The sequence below is a fragment of the Sphingobacterium sp. SYP-B4668 genome (assembly GCF_027627455.1).
GTDB lineage: Bacteria > Bacteroidota > Bacteroidia > Sphingobacteriales > Sphingobacteriaceae > Sphingobacterium.
In genome coordinates, this window is sequence record NZ_CP115483.1 from 5,036,192 (window position 1) to 5,054,700 (window position 18,509).

Consider the following 18,509-nt stretch of genomic DNA (forward strand, 5'->3'; position numbering starts at 1 on the left):
CCTCCACACACCGGCAGCTCCCCCCGAAAAACAGAAATGAAATGATGAACCTCAAACCGAGTAGTTGACCATTTATTCCCAGCAACTAAACAGAATTATTCGTATTTTCCCTTCATGGGAACTCAAGAAACCTTTCCTGTACTCGAATTAAAAGAATTTCAATTCAGCCTAGAATCGGACTATAGCCTCCTTTATCATAGTGTCCAAGGGAAGAACAAGATTGAAAAACCCCACAAACACGACTTCTTCCTACTCTTCCTTGTAGAGAAGGGTAGCGGCACCCATACCATTGACTTTATCGAGCACCCCGTGTCAGACCATCAACTTCACATCTTGTTCCCCGACCAAGTGCATAAGTGGGAATTGGGAGAACAAACTTCAGGCTTCCAACTGATGATCAGTAAACGAGTATTTGAGACCTTCTCGACAAATCTACGCTTCTCCTTTATGTTTTCGCAACATCATGCTGTGATTAACCTGTCTAAAGATGTATTCAGAAGCCTATTATATGAATTCAATATGCTCAAGCTAGAATTGGGGCGGATCCCGATCCATTGGGATATCGTATACAGTAGAAGTAAACTTGTTGCACAGCTAGTCACACGAGAGGTCGAAGAAAAATTCGACGACCTTCCCCTGTATCATGCCCATCCAATTTTATTGAAGTACCGCACATTGATAGACACCCATTTTAGAGACGAAAAGACCGTCACCTACTATGCGGACAGGTTGAACATCTCTGCGAATTATCTAAATATACTCTGCAAAACGCATTTAAATATTTCGGCACTGTATTTAATCCAGAACAGGGTGATATTGGAAGCTAAACGATTGGTACAGGCATCCGAAAAATCAATAAAGGAAATTGGCTATTATTTAGGATTCAATGATTTGGCCTACTTTTCTAATTTTTTCAAGAGTCAAACTGGCTTATCACCACGTCAATTCAGAGAGCAGTTATAATATTCACAAGTTTGTGAATAAATATTCCATTCGGAACGAGCGATATATAACTAAATTTGTAGAAGAAATGATTAATTAGCGTCCACCAAATACAGAAGCTTATGCACTATATCGTTTTATTTTTCTCTCTATTTTTTCTAAACTCTTGTCAAGCGGATACAGACATGAATACATCTTCCATTCAACAAACGGCCTTAGTCGAAGCTGTAAAAAAGAATCAACTCGTTGTGGTCTCTGAAGCGCTAAAGAAAGGTTCCGATGTCAATACAACGGATAAGGATGGTAAATCATTGCTTCTAATCGCAACGCAATCCAACGCCATCGAAATGGCGAACTTATTAGTATCATACAAGGCGGATGTCAATCAACAGGACCGCATACAAGATAGCCCTTTTCTCTATGCTGGCGCTGCAGGACACACCGAACTCGTACAACTCTATTTACTAAATGGGGCGCGATTCGACGTATTCAACAGATACAACGGTACCGCATTGATACCTGCTTGTGAACGGGGACATCTTGAAGTGGTCAAAATCTTAGTCAGTACCAAAGGGTTTCCTATTGACCATGTCAACAGATTAGGCTGGACAGCATTGATGGAGGCAATAATCTTAGGCAACGGGAGTCAAAAGTTTGTGAATGTCGTACAAGCCTTGGTAGATGCGGGTTGCAATATCCATATCCCCGACCAGGACAAGGTAACGCCTTTGCAACATGCAAAATCGAAGGGATACACTTCGATAGTCGATATTTTAGAAAAAGCGTCTAGAAAATAAAAAGGAGGCCCAGAAAGAGTGTCCGCCCCCTTTATTTTTTACTTGAGTAGCGCCATCAATTCTTGTTGGATCTCGTGGCCCTTATCTTGGTTATACCATTTTTGAATCTCTTCTTTAATTTCGGAGAACGGGGCCTCTTTAGCTTTCAACGCTTCAAATACCCTCGTACATCCCGCCGGTCTAGGTCCCCACACAGCTATATCTTCTGTACCTTGTTGATTCCGGATGACCAATTTAGGGATAGACTTCCCTCCGTTTGTTAGGTATTGATCGATCAGAAATGGTTCCTGATCACGAAGTTGGATATCCAATTCGATCTGCGGGTTGGATTTGACCATTTCGTAAATCATAGGCACTGAATGCGCAGCATCTCCACACCATGGCTCAGTAATCAATATCCACTTTTGTGGTTCGGTGATAGAAGCAAAGAATTCGTTGGTTTCAACTGAGGGTTGGAATTTCTTGAGCCACCTGCCCATCCTGCTCCAATTCATCTTAGTGTAGTGATAATATTCTTCGTCCTCATAGCCCTTGTGGATCGTCGGATTTTTAAGCACATCTTCAAAGTATGTTAAATAGGCTTCAAATGTCATGATAAATGGGTGTTTAAACTTTTGAGAGGGCAAAGGTGACAAAATAAATAAACGAAAGCAATATAGACAGTATATTAAAACAATGATATGACAGTTTGTCACCCAAATAGTATCGTTTTAGCCGTTTTGCAGCATTTTTATCGTTTTTTTTCAATTGGCATAAGGGTTGATAATAGTATTGCAAACAATTAAAAAATTAATAAAATACAAGATATGTCTAAAATTATAGGAATTGACTTAGGTACTACGAACTCATGCGTTGCTGTAATGGAAGGTAACGAGCCAGTAGTTATTGCAAACAACGAAGGTAAACGTACTACTCCTTCTATTGTTGCGTTTGTTGATGGAGGAGAGCGCAAAGTAGGTGATCCTGCAAAACGTCAAGCGATTACAAATCCAACAAAAACCGTTTATTCCATCAAACGTTTCATGGGAACGTCATATGATGAGTCTGCTAATGAGCTTACTCATGTACCGTACAAGGTTGTAAAGGGAGATAACAACACTCCTCGTGTAGAGATTGATGACCGTAAATATACGCCTCAGGAGATATCAGCAATGATTCTTCAGAAAATGAAAAAAACTGCTGAAGATTTCTTGGGTCAAGAAGTGACTGAAGCTGTCATCACAGTACCTGCTTATTTTAATGATGCGCAACGCCAAGCAACTAAAGAAGCTGGTGAAATTGCAGGTCTAACCGTAAAACGTATTATCAACGAGCCTACTGCAGCAGCTTTGGCTTACGGATTGGACAAAGCACATAAAGACATGAAGATTGTTGTGTTCGACTGTGGTGGTGGTACACATGACGTTTCGGTCTTAGAATTAGGTGATGGCGTATTCGAAGTAAAATCTACTGATGGTGATACCCACTTAGGTGGTGATGACTTTGATAACGTAATCATCAACTGGCTGAATGACGAGTTCAAAAACGAAAACAATGGCTTTGATCTTAAAAAAGACCCAATGGCATTGCAACGTTTGAAAGAAGCTGCTGAAAAAGCTAAAATTGAGTTATCAAGCACGACTTCTACAGAAGTAAATTTACCATATATCACCGCTGATGCGACAGGACCGAAACACTTGGTACGTACATTGTCACGTGCTAAATTTGAGTCTTTAGCCTCAGATTTGATCCAACGTACAATCAAACCTTGTGAGTCGGCTTTGAAAAACGCTGGCTACAGCAAATCTGATATTGACGAGATTATTCTAGTAGGTGGTTCGACTCGTATTCCTGCTATCGTTGATGCAGTTAAAAACTTCTTTGGAAAAGAGCCTTCAAAAGGTGTTAACCCTGATGAAGTAGTTGCGTTAGGTGCCGCTATCCAAGGTGGTGTATTGACTGGTGAAGTTAAAGATGTATTATTATTAGACGTCACTCCTTTGTCATTAGGTATCGAAACTATGGGAGGTGTCATGACAAAATTGATCGAGGCGAATACAACGATTCCTACTAAAAAATCGGAAACGTTCTCAACCGCATCAGACAGCCAACCTTCAGTGGAAATCCATATCTTACAAGGTGAACGTCCAATGGCAGCTCAAAACCGCACAATCGGTCGCTTCCACTTGAATGATATTCCACCTGCACCTCGTGGTGTTCCTCAAATTGAAGTGACTTTTGATATTGATGCTAATGGTATCATCAAAGTATCTGCCAAAGATAAAGCAACAGGTAAAGAGCAAAATATCCGTATCGAAGCTTCCTCTGGTCTTTCCGATGAAGAAATCCAAAAGATGAAGCAAGAAGCGGAAGCAAATGCAGAAGCGGATCAAAAAATAAAAGAAGAAGCCGATAAAATCAATGGTGCTGATGCATTGATCTTCTCTACTGAAAAACAGTTAAAGGAGTACGGTGATAAGATTTCTGCAGACAAGAAAGCTGCAATCGAAGCTGGATTAGAAAAATTAAAAACTGCTTATGCAGCGAAAAGTTTTGCAGACATCGACACGGCTTCAGCTGAGCTTGAGGCTGCTTGGAATGCTGCTTCAGAAGAAATGTATGCTGCTTCAAACAACGGCGCTCAGCCGCAAGGTGATGCTGGACAAGCTCAAAATGGAGCAAACAGTGGTGGTGCTGATGATGTAACTGACGTAGATTACGAAGAGGTTAAATAAGCATCCTTCTTATAATAAAACAAAAGACCCCGAGAAAAGAATCCTCGGGGTCTTTTTTTGCTTTTAGGATTTCTCAAATAATCCATCTGAAACGAAGCGCTACAAAAGTAGAATCTTCTTGCGTATAGCTGATTTCGCCGTTCAATCGCAACTCTTCCTCCAATCGATCGAGTATGACCTCCGATTTGACCCGCTCGAACAAGCCATTCACGCGACCTTGACAGCACTCCTTATCTACGAAGAGAATAGTCCATAGCAGAAAGGCTACCCCTGCACCCAATCGAAATCCTTTGAATAACAATCTACTTAATTTCATAACACATAGATTTAAAGGCCTATATCAAACAAAAGTAATGGTTTATCCATATTCTTACATGCGAAAGCACTTAAAATATTTGTTACAATCACAACGAGGCTGCTGCGAGCGACAATCTTTATTGGAGGAAACAAATTAATTGATCGACGGAAACTTGTAAAATCAGTCAGTGGACTTCTTTGGTTTATAATGACTTAAGATACCTTTATCTAGGGTCGCCCATATCCCTGCTGGCATATTAGCTCGTTTGAGGGCATTATTGGTCCACGTATTGCATGAATAAAACAGATTGTAAGCTCCTTTAGCCTCATAAAAGGCATCTGCATCAGTATATTGAGCGTTAGTATTGATATATATAGCGTTACCCCCACTATCCTTATCCAATGAGGCCTCAATGTAATCGACCAAGGCTTGATATTGTAAAGTATCTATCATCCACTTATAGCATAGATTGTCTTCTTGTACTCGTTTATAGTAACTGACATGAAGCGCTGTCTCCCCAAGTCCTGTCGCAGCAACTAAAGCAGTAGACGCCTTTAGGTCTTTCCATTCGGGGGTATGAAGATAAAATCCCTTATCACCCCAACCTATCCCTACATAAGCATAGGCTGTGTCTTTGCTGACAATATTGTAAAAGGGAAAAAGAGTAGACCAGTCTTTGAGTTCATTTTTGACAGGTAGGACAATGTCGGTGTGCACACCGTTAGACATAATGTAGACCGCCACTGATTGAGGCAGGTTCGACGGTTCGACCCTGGCAGCTATCCTAGAGAGGATGCGCTCGGTCAAGAAATAAAGGATTGCGAATGCAATGATAGCAATCAATACAACTAATAAGATTTTCAGCATCTTCTTTATCATATCGCTAAACTTAGATAAAATGCCCTGTATTCACAACATCAATTTGATAGCTTATAACCCCTGCAGGCATTCGCCTGCTCGTTATCCAGGACCATAGAGATCAACCAGTTGCCGGCAATTAGGTATTCATTCCAAAAAAAATCCTGCAAGTATAAATACGTACAGGATTATAAATATCGGTTTATCGATTGCTTTTAGAATAACTTTTCGGGATAAGCTCCTGAAGCTACCAATGCAGAAATTGATTCTTGGACAATAGGTTTATCTTCTTTATATGTAACGCCAAACCATTTGGATGATGTCGGTATAACTTTAAAATCCGCCATTTTATTCTTGACCATATGATCTGGAACGGACGGAATAAAGAATTCCGATTTTGGATTATCCGCATTTGCCTCAACAAATGGAGCGAACATCTCTAAGGCCACATCGAAAATTCGAGGTGTAAAACCCCAGAAATTCATAGAAACACGTGTCTCCGGATTCAATTCTGTCTCTACACCATTCTCTTCATATACGATTGTTTTTCCGCTTTCCGTTTCTTTGTAATAGATATTCGTACGTTCGGTTACCGCAGCCATATTGCCATCTGCATTCACATCACAGACTCCTCTGGATACATATCCGTAGTCGGACATAGTATTACCAACTTTGAAACCCATCAGCGCCATATGTGAGTCCGACACTTCTGTAGTCAAGAACTTCGCCATTTTTTGAAAAGCATCGGTACCATAGAAATCATCTGCATTGATTACACAAAAAGGTTCCTTGACCTTATCATATGCACTCAATACAGCATGGGCTGTGCCCCATGGCTTAGACCTTTCAATTTCTCTATCTATTCCGAATTTCTTTAAATCAAAATCTTGGAAAGCATAATCCACTTCTATTTTACCTGCTAATTTCGCATCAAAAACTTCACGCATCTTGTCGACGAATTCTTCGCGGATAATAAACACCACTTTTCCAAATCCAGCATTGATTGCATCATAAATTGAATAATCTATAATTGTCTCACCATGTGGACCAAAACCATCAATTTGTTTCAAAGAACCGTAGCGACTAGCCATTCCTGCAGCTAAAATCAATAAAGTTGGTTTACTCATATTTTAATATAATAGTTTACGTGTTGATAATAACTGTGTTACTTAAAGGGCAAAGATACAATTTCTATTTTCTTTTCTTCAGAAATGCTGTCAAAAGTCCATTTGCCAATTTACCAAGGAACTTTACACCTTCTCTAGCAAGGGTGGTGGTAGCAGTCTTTTGGGCTGCTTCCAACGGTGTCTGCCTTCTAGAAGTGCTCCTAGCGGTAGAAACCTGTGCTTTCTCAGCCTCTTTCTGTGCTTTGGCACGCTCTTCCTCAGCCCGATAAGCAGTATTCTTTTCTTCGATGATTTCTTCAGCACTACGATTATTTATAGTCTCCTTATACTTTTGCAGTAATGGAGAACTATTTATAATATCATTATATAACTGTGGATCTGCCGCTCCCATCACCGAGCGCGGACCAATCATATGTGTAGCGACGACTTCAGTAGGTATACCCTTATCATTCAGCACCGTGATAATAGCTTGGCCTGTACCGAGCGATGTTAGTATCTTATCGATTTCATAAAATTCAGAATGAGGATAGGTTTTCACTGTCTTTCGTAATGCTTCTGCATCATTTGGAGTAAAAGCACGTAGAGCATGTTGCACCCGATTGCCGAGTTGACCAAGGACCGTCTCCGGAACATCTGTAGCAGCTTGGGTACAGAAGAAAACCCCCACGCCTTTAGAACGGATCAACCGAATAATCTGTTCAACTTGAGACAAGAATGTTTTAGAAGCACCATTAAACAACAAATGTGCTTCATCGAAAAAGAACACCAGCTTCGGCTTGTCTAAATCTCCCACTTCGGGGAGCGTTTTAAACAACTGCGCCAAAAGGCTCAATAAAAACGTAGAAAACAAAAGTGGTTGATCTTGCACGTCAGCGATGTTCAAGAGACTAATTACACCTTTACCGTCCATTTTCTCAAACAGATCTTGGATATCAAACTCACGCTCACCAAATATATGCGCCAATCCCTGTTGTTCTATTGCAACAATTTTCCTTAGTATCGTACCCGAAGTAGCGGTACTGATCCTACCGTAGTCATCATTTATTTCTGCTGCTCCCTGACCTTCTGATAGATAAGATAATAATTTTTTCAAATCAGTGAGGTCAACCAAAGGCATCTGCTGATCTGCAGCATACTTAAATATTGCAGACAGAACGCCCGTTTGTGTCTCATTTAAATCCAAGATTCGAGACAACAATATGGGGCCAAAATCATCAACTGTAATCCGCATAGGAATTCCCTTATTGCCACTAAGTGAATACAATTCAACGGGAAAACTCTGTGGTTGGAAAGGATAATCAATTAATAGGCCACGCTCTTCCAGAGCAGGGTTAGACTTGCCCTCTTGGGCAAACCCAGACAAGTCACCCTTGACATCCAACATGAATACAGGAACTTGTTCATTGGAAAGCTGCTCGGCAATCAATTGTAGAGTACGCGTCTTACCTGTCCCTGTCGCTCCAGCAATAAGACCATGTCTATTCATCATCTTTAGCGCCAAGTTGACTTTGGCACCTGCGACTATCTCTCCATTAAAAATACCGGCTCCTAAAAAGATAGATGCTCCTTTTGGACTATACGATTGGGTAATCTTTTCTATAAACTGTTCCTTTGTTGCCATAGTTGATTCTTGGAATTGACAATTATAATGTGAATATAACACAACTTTGGCTATTATATCAAAGATTATACTAAAAGCATGAAATAGAATTTTGTATTTAAAAAAGACTCATTCGCAAAATTTTTGTAATAAAATTGTCTTATTTAAGTTTTTAATTTTGATTTTTCCAATATTGCATTATTTTTGTACCGTTGAACCGAAATATTTAACGAAAAATGTTTAGTATAAATCACAGAAAAATATCAGCATTCATTTGCTTTTTCATCTTCTTCACGAAGATGGTGATTTCTGCTACCCCCATTTTTTCGACGGATGTTGATAAAAACCATATCCTCCAAGTTGTCCTGCAACTAGAGATCGAGAACAACGCAAAGGGTAAAGCACAACAAGGTGAAGACCTACAAGACTCGGGAACCAAATATTTTGGAAGCTCAACAGAGATTAATCTGTATGCCTACCCGGAAGTTATTTGTGACAGCAACCCATTTTTTGACAGAAATGAACGAGATATCCGTTCTTTTCATCCCTCTGTACCCACCCCGCCTCCTAACTGTTAGGCTATTGACACATGTGAATTGGATTGAACCCTTCCTTTGGAAGCGTTCAAGTATGTTATCATTAGTTTTTTACAGTAAATAAAATTTTTATGTTTGGTACACGTATGTCTGCTTTTCTAAAACTATCGAAAAGAGACTTAAAATATGATTTCCCTGCAAGTATTGTCGTATTTTTAGTGGCTCTGCCATTATGTCTTGGCATTGCCATGGCTTCTGGAGCACCTCTTTTTGCAGGCATCTTGACAGGAGTAATCGGAGGTATTGTAGTTGCTTCTATTAGTAAATCGCCTCTCAGTGTAAGTGGTCCAGCCGCCGGCCTTACGGTCATCGTATTGGGCGCTATTCAACAACTAGGAGCGTATGAGACTTTTCTACTTGCGGTAGTAATTGCTGGGGTGGTCCAGCTTATCTTAGGGATATTGAAGGCGGGAATGATTGGAAACTATTTCCCATCTTCGGTTATCATCGGCATGCTAGCCGCTATCGGTATCACGATTATCTTAAAACAGATTCCACTAGCATTAGGCTTGACCGAAAGCCATGCCTTTGAAATGGACAATGGAGGTGGTATATCAGCATTTGCAAATACACTTTTTTCCTCAATTGGTTACGGAGCCTTAATCATTTGTACGCTGTCCATATTGATCCTTATTTTTTGGCCCAAGATCCCTAAGCTGAACAAACTCCCAGCTCCACTATTAGTCGTAGGTGTGGGCCTTGGCTTAGCAATGGCTTTCCAAGGCACTGGACTGCAGTTGAGTTCAGAACAACTGGTCACCGTGCCTATTGTAGGTTCATTCAGTGAATTTACAGGCCTCTTTACGCTACCGGATTTTTCACAAATCCTGAATAAAGATGTGTGGATAGTTGCACTGACGATCGCTATCATTGCCAGTCTAGAGACCTTACTCAGTATAGAAGCAGTAGACAAGATCGATCCATTCAAACGTAATACCCCAACCAACCGCGAGTTGATTGCCCAAGGTGTCGGCAATATTACCAGTGGTATGCTCGGTGGGCTTCCAATGACTTCTGTCATCGTTCGCTCATCTGCCAATGTAAATGCAGGCGGACGCACGCGTCAATCGGCAATCTTACATGGTACATGGTTGTTCCTCGCATTGTTGGCAATCCCGACAGTGCTTAACCTCATTCCATTATCTTGTTTGGCGGCAATTCTGTTGCATACTGGCTTCAAATTGGCTAAGCCCGCGCTTTTCAAGGAAATGTATGTAAAGGGATGGGACCAATTTATTCCATTTGCAATGACAATTGCAGCGGTGGTATTTACTGACCTATTAACAGGTGTAGGTGTAGGGATCGTAATTGCGACCTTCTATATCTTAAAGGCTAATATGAAAAATGCTTTCAAATTCGACATTGTCAAACATCAGGATGAAGAAACGGCCGTCATTACTTTGGCCGAGGAAGTAACATTCTTAAATAAAGCACCTATACAGCAAAAGCTTTACAGCTTGCCAAAAAGTATTGGAAAAATCGAGATAAACGGCTCTAAAAGCAAGTTTATCGACAAGGATGTAATCGAAGTTATCAAAGACTTTCAGCAAAATGCAATAAGTAAAGGTCGAGACATCCAGTTAACGGATATTATTTATAAAAAATAAAACATTTAATTGCCGAGATTTGTATGTAGAGTACAAATAATATCCAACAGCATATCCGAGAGTTGTCTCCATTCAATCGAAGGCAACCTCATCAATAAAACATACATTTACAAAGCCCTGCCTATTGCAGGTAGGGCTTTATCATTAAAAAAGATAACCCGAGTGGCATACACTCTCTTAAAATAATTTATTCAAATGAAAAACGAAGTTTTAAAAGCAGGATTCGATAAAATTATAACAGGAAACAAAGAATGGATGGATTTTGTAAAAAGTGACAATACAGGTCGTTTTGAACAACTTTCTAAGGGACAAAATCCCGAAATATTATGGATCGGCTGTGCTGACAGCCGTGTCCCTGCAAATGAACTGACAGGAACAAAACCAGGTGAGGTATTTGTACACCGCAACATTGCAAATGTATGTGTACACTCGGATATGAATATGCTCAGCGTACTTGACTATGCTGTTAACGTGCTTAAAGTAAAGCATGTTATCGTGGCCGGTCACTATGGCTGTGGAGGGGTCGCAGCTTCTTTAAGCCGCAAACAATATGGTGTTATTGACAACTGGTTATGCCACATCAAGGATGTATACCGCCTACACGCAGAAGAAATCGACTCGATACAAGATACAGAGAAGAAAACAGACAGATTGGTAGAATTGAATGTCGTGGAACAGGTCTTCAACCTCTGCACCACCTCTATCGTACAAAATGCGTGGAAAGAACGTGATGACCTTGCTGTACATGGTATGGTTATCAATATCGGTTCAGGTGAACTAATTGACTTAAAAACGACCTTCACTAATAATGAAGCCCTCGGAAAAGTATTTGCTTTTTCTTAATACAAGAGAGGGGATCCAAATGGATCCCCTTTTTTTTTGTAAATGTTCGTACTCAATGGACATCCAGAACCTTTAGGTCTGTTGGTGATGCAAAGGAGTCATTGAAATTTTATTATCGAACTATTTTGCCCTCTGCGTTTACGCGAACAACAAAAGGATTGCAATATCTATCCACAATAACGGCAAACTGATACTTGGAAATATATTGTTCCAACTCGAAAGTCCCTTCGAATCTCAATTTTTTGACCCACTCCTGTTCAATTTGCTTATCCAATTCATCCCCACGCTGACTCACATATTTAATCAAGCTTAGCGCATCCTTCCATTTGAGATAATCCCCAGTATTGTCCAAAAACCAAATCTGACTGCGCGAATAGAGCTGATTGAAGACCGGCTTGACATTTTCAAAACTGATTCGATCATCCTTATGAAAGAGATACTTCCCATCCGAAAGAGGCTCCTGCCATAAACTGGTCAATCCAAATTTCTGGATACCCAGTGCAAACGGGTCGTCTACTGGTATATCTTGATAAGGAATCAATTTTGCACCATACTGCAGAAGTTCGTCTTGCGCCTTTCGGACATCTATTTTATCAGCAGAAGTCTTAAAGAATGCACAGTACCCTCCAATGGCACCCAGCGCCTGCCCAATATTACTCCTCAAGGGCACATACTCCGTTTCATTGCCTAACGATATGATTAAATGTCGCATGTTAAAGTAATTATCCTTATAACCAGATAGAAAAGTATCCATCGCAAAAGCCATTACTCGATTGGGACCTATCCCACTAGCCATCCATAGCCGTTGCTCCGCTGTCGTATACTGCTCGATGGGCTTTACTTCTGTCGTTGCGGAGGGTTTGAACCCAATCAGTTGACTCAATTCTTCGGTATTCGAGAAGTCTAGAAGCACAGCCACCTCGTACTTTTGCTTATTAGCAAGCGTGACCTGCCATCGATTTCCGCCATTCTTTAGCCCTATTATCTTTTGCCCCTTTTGTACACTTAAATTAGGTTCTTGTGCCATCAATCTATCTACAGCATTTTTCATGAGCTGAGGATTCATATCTACTCGAATAGATTTGACAGTGGAATCGCTGGGAGTCATTGCCGGATGAGAAGCCAATAGCAAAGTTCGCCAAATGCCCGCATCCAGATTATCGTTCGTCCGAACTGCGGTTCGTACCTCTGTCACAGCAGGGACAAGCTTTTCGCTATCAACTACCCACAGGGTGGGCACCCCCGACTTGGCACTCTGAATAGCCGCGGAAAAGGCCTCGATATCATGTCCATACACGATGAGTGTTGGCTTTTTCGGTTTATGTGCCTTGACAAGCAAGGGAAAGAGTACTATAATCAATAACAAATAGCGATTTTTCATCGGAGTATAATGTGTTTGAATAATGCTTGTAAGCTCCATTGACATCCTGAGCTCATTACGCTCGGTTTACATGCAAGTGATATACTAATGATAGTCGTATCAGGTGACACATGCCAACCAAACGTGTTAAAGATATAAATAAATGGGTAAAACCAATCGAGGAAAGCTATGATTAGCTGCCGAATGTACTGCAAAAATATCAGGGTTAATAATTAACTTTGCAATATGGAAAATGAAGAGAAATCATTAAATTTTATCGAAGAAATCGTTGAGCAGGATCTCCGTACGGAGAAGCACGATGGACGTGTACTGACACGTTTCCCTCCTGAGCCTAATGGTTACCTTCATATTGGACATGCCAAATCTATATGCCTTAACTTTGGATTGGCAAAGAAATATAAAGGTAAGACCAACCTCAGATTTGACGATACGAACCCTGTGACAGAGGACACAGAGTATGTAGAAAGCATCAAAAAAGACATCAAATGGTTAGGCTTCGAATGGGCCGAAGAACTATATACATCCGATTACTTCCAGCAACTTTACGATTTTGCGGTTGACTTAATCAAAAAAGGCCTAGCCTATGTGGACGATAGCACCGCTGAAGAAATTGCAGCTGCTAAGGGAACCCCGACAGAACCGGGAACCCCTACACCATACCGAGACCGTTCGATAGATGAAAATATACGTCTATTCGAAGAAATGCGTTTAGGGAAGTACCAAGAAGGAGAAAAGGTGCTGCGGGCCAAAATAGATTTGTCCAGTCCAAACATGCATATGCGAGATCCATTATTGTATCGCATTAAATATGCCAACCATCACCGCACAGGAAATGCTTGGCCTATCTATCCGATGTATGACTTTGCACATGGACAAAGTGATGCTATCGAGAAGATTACACACTCGATTTGTACACTGGAATTCATCCCACATCGTCCACTATACGATTGGTGTATAGAGAAGTTAGAAATATTTCCGTCAAAACAGTATGAATTTGCGAGGCTTAATCTGAATTATACAGTGATGAGCAAGCGTAAACTACTACAATTGGTCAATGAGCATCATGTCGAAAGTTGGGATGATCCGCGGATGCCCACAATAAGTGGTTTGCGCCGTCGAGGGTATACCCCCGCGAGTATAGTAGACTTTTGCGATAGGATTGGTGTAGCTAAACGGGAGAATATCATTGATATGGGATTATTGGAATTCTGCATACGGGAAGACCTCAATAAAACTGCTTGGCGTAGGATGGCCGTATTGGATCCTATAAAAATGATTATCACCAATTATCCCGATGGTCAGATAGAAGAATTGGAGGGCGAAAACAATCCAGAAGTAGAAGGGGGCGAGGGTTCTCGCAAGATTCCATTCAGCAAAGAGCTTTGGATAGAACGCGATGATTTTATGGAAGAGCCTCCTAAAAAATTCTTTAGACTTGGCCCTGGACTATCCGTAAGATTAAAGAATGCCTATATTGTAGAATGCCACAATTTTGTAAAGGATGAAAATGGCAATGTGACCGAAATCCACTGTAATTATATCCCTAATTCGAAATCTGGAGAGGATACCAGTGGACTCAAGGTTAAGGGAACAATTCATTGGGTATCCGTACCACATGCTAAAAAAGCTGAAGTCCGCTTGTACGAGCGCTTGTTCAATGTCGAAAATCCAGCTGCGGAAGAGGATTTCAAATCGACCATCAACCCCGATAGTCTGAAAGTCATTTCCAATGCTTATTTGGAACCAGACTTGGCAACAGCTGAAGCAGGAAAGGGTTACCAATTTATACGATTGGGATACTTTACCTTAGATACCAAGTCTACTACAGAAAATCTCGTCTTTAATAGAACCGTGACGCTCAAGGACTCTTGGGCAAAGGAAGTCAAAAAAGGATAAAATTTTGTCAAAAGAAAAGCCTGTTGCAACAGGCTTTTCTTTTATTCTATTAATGACTTTCCCCTTGAATGAAGAACCCTGATCAGACCAGGCGATAGCAGCGCGAAGCGTTTGTAGGTTTATGAAGCAGCTGCCTCTTTTCCCTTAAAATAACTGTTCCACAATCTTCTTGGTGGGACCAGGATTACTCATGGTATAAAAATGCAATACTGGTGCTCCAAAGTCAATCAGCTCTTTACATTGTTGAACAAGCCATTCCTGACCAACTTGACGAACATCAGCATTGGTATGACAGTCAGCAATCGCATCGCTCAATTCTTCCGGAATATCCAAATGGAAAACGCGAGGTAATGTTACCAATTGTTTTTTGGATGTTATCGGTTTCAGTCCTGGGATAATGGGCACATGTATATCATGCTCCCGGCATTTCGTCACGAATTCTTTGTATTTTTCTACATTGAAAAACATCTGGGTCACGATAAACTCGGCTCCCATCTCCACTTTCTTTTTCAAGAATTTGAAGTCTGTATTGAAATTAGGACTTTCAAAATGTTTTTCAGGATAACCTGCCACGCCTATACAGAAGTCAGTTTTTTCTGAATTGACAATATCCTCATGCAGATATTTACCGGTATTCATATCCAAGACTTGTTCGAGCAAGTCTGTGGCATAGGTGTGTCCTCCATCTGTCGGGATAAAATCAGCATCTCCTCTACGAGCATCGCCACGAAGAACCAATACGTTGTCGATACCTAAGAAATTGAGATCTATCAATGCATTTTCAGTCTCCTCTTTGGTAAAACCTCCGCAGATTAAGTGTGGCACGGCATCCACTTTATACTTATTCATGATGGCTGCACATATGGCGACTGTACCTGGTCGTTTGCGATAAGCTACCCGTTCCAAAAGTCCACCTGCATGCTCTTTATACAAGTAATCTTCTCGATGGTAGGTCACATCTATAAAAGGCGGTTTGAATTCCATGAGTTCGTCCATTGTCTTATAGATACTCTGGATACTCTGCCCCTTCGCTGGCGGCAACAATTCGAAAGAAAAAAGCGTTTTCCCTTTGGCGTTTTTAATGTGATCGACGATTTTCATCTAATAATTTTTTCTTTATCTGTTGATGAGAGCTCGAGTAAATAATGATTGTCCTATTCGCAAACATTATTTACCTCTCGGTTTCATCTAATAATTTTTTCTTTATCTGTTGATGAGAGCTCGAGTAAATAATGATTGTCCTATTCGCAAACATTATTTACCTCTCGGTTTCATCTAATAATTTTTTCTTTATCTGTTGATGAGAGCTCGAGTAAATAATGATGTCCTATTCACCAACATTATTTATCTCTCGGTTTCATCTAATAATTTTTTCTTTAACAGTGACGCAGTTATAGACATTATTGTCTACCCTACTTATCTTTTCATATGGAGACAGCATTCTCATTCCTGCAGAGCGAGTTGCCTCATTGACCTATCAGACTGAAAAACAGCTATATGCACCACAAATAGTGATGACAATAATAAAAATTAACATATGAAAGCTCGGAGAGAAAGACACCAAGGAACAGTGTTTTCGGCTTATCTTTCCCGTTGATTGGCGGGGTAGAATGTAGCACCTTGTCTTCAGACAGGTTGCTAAGGCTTCATCGGGTCTATTCCCTCTGCCTTTCTCCATAAGCGGAGCTAATATCGATAATCAAAGCGACAACTCAAAATTAAATCGTCAAAACAAGATATTATGTTTCATCACTCCTGTTGTTCAATTGCATTTCGAAGATCTTTTAGATAATAGAATACCACCAAAAGACCAGACTTTTTGTATCGATTCACAGAGGTGCCCTTAAAGGTCTCATACATCATTTGATACGCTTGATGGGCATCCCCTTCATCATAAAAGATAGCTTTCCAAGTATCGGGTACCTCCTTCCAGTCGCGAAGGACTATTCCATTTTCCTGATACACAAGTGGTGTTGGGATACCATCCATCTTATATCCGTGATAGACACCAGAATTAAGTACATGTTGTACATAGGCACATACATAATCGAGGTTGTTCAACAGCCGATCTTTGATGGCTGCTTTGGACTCCTGCTCACTAGGCGCTATCCTCCATTGATTAAGCGCATAGGAAAATTTACTTTCGCTCTCAATTGGTGTAGTTTCATCCCGTACAAAATTAAAATACAGACGCTCATTGGCGGGTACTACTTGACTGTAAATCTCATCAAAGACAGCAAAAAATTGGATACAATCTTGCCCTTGTTTCTTCGTTTCCAAAACGAGCTCGGCACCCTTCTCATCTTTTAGTCTAATCTTACGACCGTCGATTTCATAGCTTCCATGTAATAAAATATCATCCAATCCGAGAACAAATGAATAATTGTCTTTTAACGATAGAAAAGATCGGTGATAAATCTCATGGTCACATGCCACATTACACCCTACCCTCTCCTTATTATGTTTACTATCGTTAAGATATTCATTTTCCTTATAAGCGCATGTCATCTGATAATTGCCCGGAGGTAGCCTTACCGATTCATTACATGAACTCAGGAGCAACGCCAATAAGAGGATTGATAGGTATTTCATTCAATTGGTCCGATAATAAAACGTACTTCGTTTACTCGTCGTAATATAAATAGAAAAAGCTGCCTTTACAAGAGCAGCTTTTTTCTATTATTCTTGATAGAGGTCTACCAATCCATCTGGGAGGTCTACTTCTATAATTTCCTCCTCGGGGTCTATCCCAAGAATGAGATCGTCATTCAACGGAAACATAAGTTCTTTGCCATTATAATCGACAGTCGCAACGAATTGCTGAGGTAAATCCTGCACTTCGGTAATTTCGCCCAACTCGCCATGCTTTTCATCTACCACCAAAAAACCGACAAGGTCCTTCATCCGAAAATCATCGGGGTCGCGCTCAGGCATTTTATCATTGGAAAGGTATACCTTCTTCCGTACCAACGGCTGAGCTTGATCGATATGATCCACATCTTCAAGATTAAGGTAAGCGGTACTATTGGTGTGGTACTTTATTTGATCGACAAAATAGGGCACCAGCTTTTTATTGACCTCGACAAAAAGCGTATCAAAATCTAAATCTTGATAATCCTCAAATTCAAAAAAGAGCTGTAGCTCGCCTTTCAATCCTCTTGTTTTGCTGATATAACCTATGTAAAAGCTCTGTTCTAAAGTCATGGTACAAATTTACAAAAAAGCCGGTCCTATACAGAACCGGCTTAAAAACTTTTTCTTGGTAATATAAAATTATCCTTCAGTTTCTTCAGTGCTATCAGCGCCTTCAGTAGCTTCTGGTGCTTCAACTTCTTCAGCAACTTCTTCTACTGCTGGAGTGTTTTTCGCAGCAATAGCCGCAGCTTTTTCAGCTTTTTTCTTTGCTTCAGCAGCTAAAGCAGCTTTTTTAGTTTCTTCTTTAGAAGATACTAAACCAACTTTTTTACCTTCGATTTGAGCAGTTTTGCTTTCTGACCATTTTGTGAATAGTTCTTCAGCTTTAGCTTCATCAAAAGCACCTTTTTTCACACCACCTTCTAAGTGTTTTTTGTACAATACACCTTTGTAAGAAAGGATAGCACGAGCAGTATCAGTAGGTTGTGCACCATTGTTGATCCATCCCAAAGCCTTTTCAAAATCCAAGACGATAGTCGCTGGATTTGTGTTAGGATTGTAAGAACCGATACGTTCGATGAATTTACCATCACGTGGAGCACGTGAGTCTGCTACTACTACGTGGTAAAAAGGCTTTCCTTTTTTACCATGTCTTTGCAATCTGATTTTAGTTGCCATGTTTGATTATAATTTATGTATTCAACATATCCCCCGA

Annotated in this window: 17 protein-coding genes and 1 riboswitch; of the genes, 7 read left to right on the plus strand and 10 right to left on the minus strand. The window is 40.5% G+C overall.

Annotation, left to right across the window (positions count from 1 at the left end):
* Nucleotides 1-114: 114 nt before the first annotated feature.
* Nucleotides 115-963 carry an AraC family transcriptional regulator gene (locus OQ289_RS20525; RefSeq protein WP_270088603.1) on the plus strand — a complete coding sequence of 283 codons (849 nt, stop codon included), beginning with the start codon at nt 115-117 and terminating at the stop codon, nt 961-963.
* Between the two features lie 101 nt (nt 964-1,064).
* The gene (locus OQ289_RS20530; protein ID WP_333485555.1) at nt 1,065-1,739 is read left to right on the plus strand and encodes an ankyrin repeat domain-containing protein; all 675 of its coding nucleotides are present in this window, start codon (nt 1,065-1,067) and stop codon (nt 1,737-1,739) included.
* A 38-nt stretch (nt 1,740-1,777) separates the two neighbouring features.
* Here OQ289_RS20530 and OQ289_RS20535 read toward each other — a convergent pair whose 3' ends face one another.
* Nucleotides 1,778-2,332, minus strand: coding sequence for a thioredoxin family protein (locus OQ289_RS20535; RefSeq protein WP_270088605.1), 555 nt, complete (start codon nt 2,330-2,332; stop codon nt 1,778-1,780).
* A 213-nt stretch (nt 2,333-2,545) separates the two neighbouring features.
* Between OQ289_RS20535 and dnaK the strand changes: the two genes are divergently transcribed.
* The gene (gene dnaK, locus OQ289_RS20540) at nt 2,546-4,453 is read left to right on the plus strand and encodes a molecular chaperone DnaK (protein WP_033566041.1); all 1,908 of its coding nucleotides are present in this window, start codon (nt 2,546-2,548) and stop codon (nt 4,451-4,453) included.
* A gap of 73 nt (nt 4,454-4,526) precedes the next feature.
* On the opposite strand, the gene OQ289_RS20545 is transcribed toward dnaK, so the two are convergent.
* The 4 genes from OQ289_RS20545 to OQ289_RS20560 form a co-directional block, all read right to left on the minus strand.
* Entirely contained in the window at nt 4,527-4,769 is a 243-nt protein-coding gene (locus tag OQ289_RS20545; RefSeq protein WP_270088606.1) for a hypothetical protein, read from the minus strand.
* 162 nt (nt 4,770-4,931) lie between these two features.
* Complete coding sequence (locus OQ289_RS20550; protein ID WP_270088607.1) at nt 4,932-5,630, minus strand: TIGR02117 family protein; 699 nt, start codon at nt 5,628-5,630, stop codon at nt 4,932-4,934.
* 194 nt (nt 5,631-5,824) lie between these two features.
* Nucleotides 5,825-6,736 (minus strand): sugar phosphate nucleotidyltransferase, encoded by a 912-nt coding sequence (locus tag OQ289_RS20555; protein WP_270088608.1) that lies wholly within the window; start codon nt 6,734-6,736, stop codon nt 5,825-5,827.
* 64 nt (nt 6,737-6,800) lie between these two features.
* A complete protein-coding gene (locus OQ289_RS20560; protein ID WP_270088609.1) occupies nt 6,801-8,357 on the minus strand; it encodes a helicase HerA-like domain-containing protein in 1,557 nt (518 codons plus the stop codon).
* Between the two features lie 215 nt (nt 8,358-8,572).
* On the opposite strand from OQ289_RS20560, the gene OQ289_RS20565 reads away from it, so the two are divergent.
* The 3 genes from OQ289_RS20565 to OQ289_RS20575 all read left to right on the plus strand — a co-directional run bounded on the left by OQ289_RS20565 (nt 8,573) and on the right by OQ289_RS20575 (nt 11,382).
* Nucleotides 8,573-8,914: a hypothetical protein gene (locus OQ289_RS20565; RefSeq protein ID WP_270088610.1), complete on the plus strand. Its 342-nt coding sequence runs from the start codon at nt 8,573-8,575 to the stop codon at nt 8,912-8,914.
* Nucleotides 8,915-9,003: 89 nt separating this feature from the next.
* On the plus strand, nt 9,004-10,539 hold the full coding sequence (locus tag OQ289_RS20570; RefSeq protein WP_270088611.1) for a SulP family inorganic anion transporter: 1,536 nt from the start codon (nt 9,004-9,006) through the stop codon (nt 10,537-10,539).
* A 195-nt stretch (nt 10,540-10,734) separates the two neighbouring features.
* Nucleotides 10,735-11,382 (plus strand): carbonic anhydrase, encoded by a 648-nt coding sequence (locus OQ289_RS20575; protein ID WP_443020413.1) that lies wholly within the window; start codon nt 10,735-10,737, stop codon nt 11,380-11,382.
* Between the two features lie 112 nt (nt 11,383-11,494).
* Here OQ289_RS20575 and OQ289_RS20580 read toward each other — a convergent pair whose 3' ends face one another.
* The gene (locus tag OQ289_RS20580) at nt 11,495-12,763 is read right to left on the minus strand and encodes a hypothetical protein (protein WP_270088612.1); all 1,269 of its coding nucleotides are present in this window, start codon (nt 12,761-12,763) and stop codon (nt 11,495-11,497) included.
* A gap of 225 nt (nt 12,764-12,988) precedes the next feature.
* Here OQ289_RS20580 and OQ289_RS20585 point away from each other — a divergent pair, with 225 nt between their 5' ends.
* Nucleotides 12,989-14,659, plus strand: coding sequence for a glutamine--tRNA ligase/YqeY domain fusion protein (locus OQ289_RS20585; RefSeq protein WP_270088613.1), 1,671 nt, complete (start codon nt 12,989-12,991; stop codon nt 14,657-14,659).
* Between the two features lie 144 nt (nt 14,660-14,803).
* Here the strand turns inward: OQ289_RS20585 and OQ289_RS20590 are convergent, their stop codons facing one another.
* From OQ289_RS20590 to OQ289_RS20605, 4 genes are all read right to left on the minus strand, one after another.
* Nucleotides 14,804-15,760, minus strand: coding sequence for a methylenetetrahydrofolate reductase (locus OQ289_RS20590; protein WP_033566032.1), 957 nt, complete (start codon nt 15,758-15,760; stop codon nt 14,804-14,806).
* Between the two features lie 477 nt (nt 15,761-16,237).
* Nucleotides 16,238-16,342: riboswitch (SAM riboswitch) on the minus strand.
* A 66-nt stretch (nt 16,343-16,408) separates the two neighbouring features.
* Nucleotides 16,409-17,251 carry a hypothetical protein gene (locus OQ289_RS20595; RefSeq protein WP_270088614.1) on the minus strand — a complete coding sequence of 281 codons (843 nt, stop codon included), beginning with the start codon at nt 17,249-17,251 and terminating at the stop codon, nt 16,409-16,411.
* 87 nt (nt 17,252-17,338) lie between these two features.
* The gene (gene rimM, locus OQ289_RS20600) at nt 17,339-17,863 is read right to left on the minus strand and encodes a ribosome maturation factor RimM (RefSeq protein WP_270088615.1); all 525 of its coding nucleotides are present in this window, start codon (nt 17,861-17,863) and stop codon (nt 17,339-17,341) included.
* A gap of 69 nt (nt 17,864-17,932) precedes the next feature.
* Nucleotides 17,933-18,472: a 30S ribosomal protein S16 gene (locus OQ289_RS20605; protein WP_033566029.1), complete on the minus strand. Its 540-nt coding sequence runs from the start codon at nt 18,470-18,472 to the stop codon at nt 17,933-17,935.
* Between the last annotated feature and the right edge of the window lie 37 nt (nt 18,473-18,509).

What these genes read in the sequence shown, in the direction of transcription:
- dnaK (WP_033566041.1), top strand. Translation starts at nt 2,546, where the DNA reads ATGTCTAAAATTATAGGAATTGACTTAGGTACTACGAACTCATGCGTT.
- OQ289_RS20535 (WP_270088605.1), bottom strand. Translation starts at nt 2,332, where the DNA reads ATGACATTTGAAGCCTATTTAACATACTTTGAAGATGTGCTTAAAAAT.
- OQ289_RS20565 (WP_270088610.1), top strand. Translation starts at nt 8,573, where the DNA reads ATGTTTAGTATAAATCACAGAAAAATATCAGCATTCATTTGCTTTTTC.
- OQ289_RS20605 (WP_033566029.1), bottom strand. Translation starts at nt 18,472, where the DNA reads ATGGCAACTAAAATCAGATTGCAAAGACATGGTAAAAAAGGAAAGCCT.
- OQ289_RS20585 (WP_270088613.1), top strand. Translation starts at nt 12,989, where the DNA reads ATGGAAAATGAAGAGAAATCATTAAATTTTATCGAAGAAATCGTTGAG.
- OQ289_RS20570 (WP_270088611.1), top strand. Translation starts at nt 9,004, where the DNA reads ATGTTTGGTACACGTATGTCTGCTTTTCTAAAACTATCGAAAAGAGAC.
- OQ289_RS20555 (WP_270088608.1), bottom strand. Translation starts at nt 6,736, where the DNA reads ATGAGTAAACCAACTTTATTGATTTTAGCTGCAGGAATGGCTAGTCGC.
- OQ289_RS20525 (WP_270088603.1), top strand. Translation starts at nt 115, where the DNA reads ATGGGAACTCAAGAAACCTTTCCTGTACTCGAATTAAAAGAATTTCAA.
- OQ289_RS20595 (WP_270088614.1), bottom strand. Translation starts at nt 17,251, where the DNA reads ATGAAATACCTATCAATCCTCTTATTGGCGTTGCTCCTGAGTTCATGT.
- OQ289_RS20560 (WP_270088609.1), bottom strand. Translation starts at nt 8,357, where the DNA reads ATGGCAACAAAGGAACAGTTTATAGAAAAGATTACCCAATCGTATAGT.
- OQ289_RS20580 (WP_270088612.1), bottom strand. Translation starts at nt 12,763, where the DNA reads ATGAAAAATCGCTATTTGTTATTGATTATAGTACTCTTTCCCTTGCTT.
- OQ289_RS20545 (WP_270088606.1), bottom strand. Translation starts at nt 4,769, where the DNA reads ATGAAATTAAGTAGATTGTTATTCAAAGGATTTCGATTGGGTGCAGGG.
- OQ289_RS20530 (WP_333485555.1), top strand. Translation starts at nt 1,065, where the DNA reads ATGCACTATATCGTTTTATTTTTCTCTCTATTTTTTCTAAACTCTTGT.
- rimM (WP_270088615.1), bottom strand. Translation starts at nt 17,863, where the DNA reads ATGACTTTAGAACAGAGCTTTTACATAGGTTATATCAGCAAAACAAGA.
- OQ289_RS20575 (WP_443020413.1), top strand. Translation starts at nt 10,735, where the DNA reads ATGAAAAACGAAGTTTTAAAAGCAGGATTCGATAAAATTATAACAGGA.
- OQ289_RS20590 (WP_033566032.1), bottom strand. Translation starts at nt 15,760, where the DNA reads ATGAAAATCGTCGATCACATTAAAAACGCCAAAGGGAAAACGCTTTTT.
- OQ289_RS20550 (WP_270088607.1), bottom strand. Translation starts at nt 5,630, where the DNA reads ATGATAAAGAAGATGCTGAAAATCTTATTAGTTGTATTGATTGCTATC.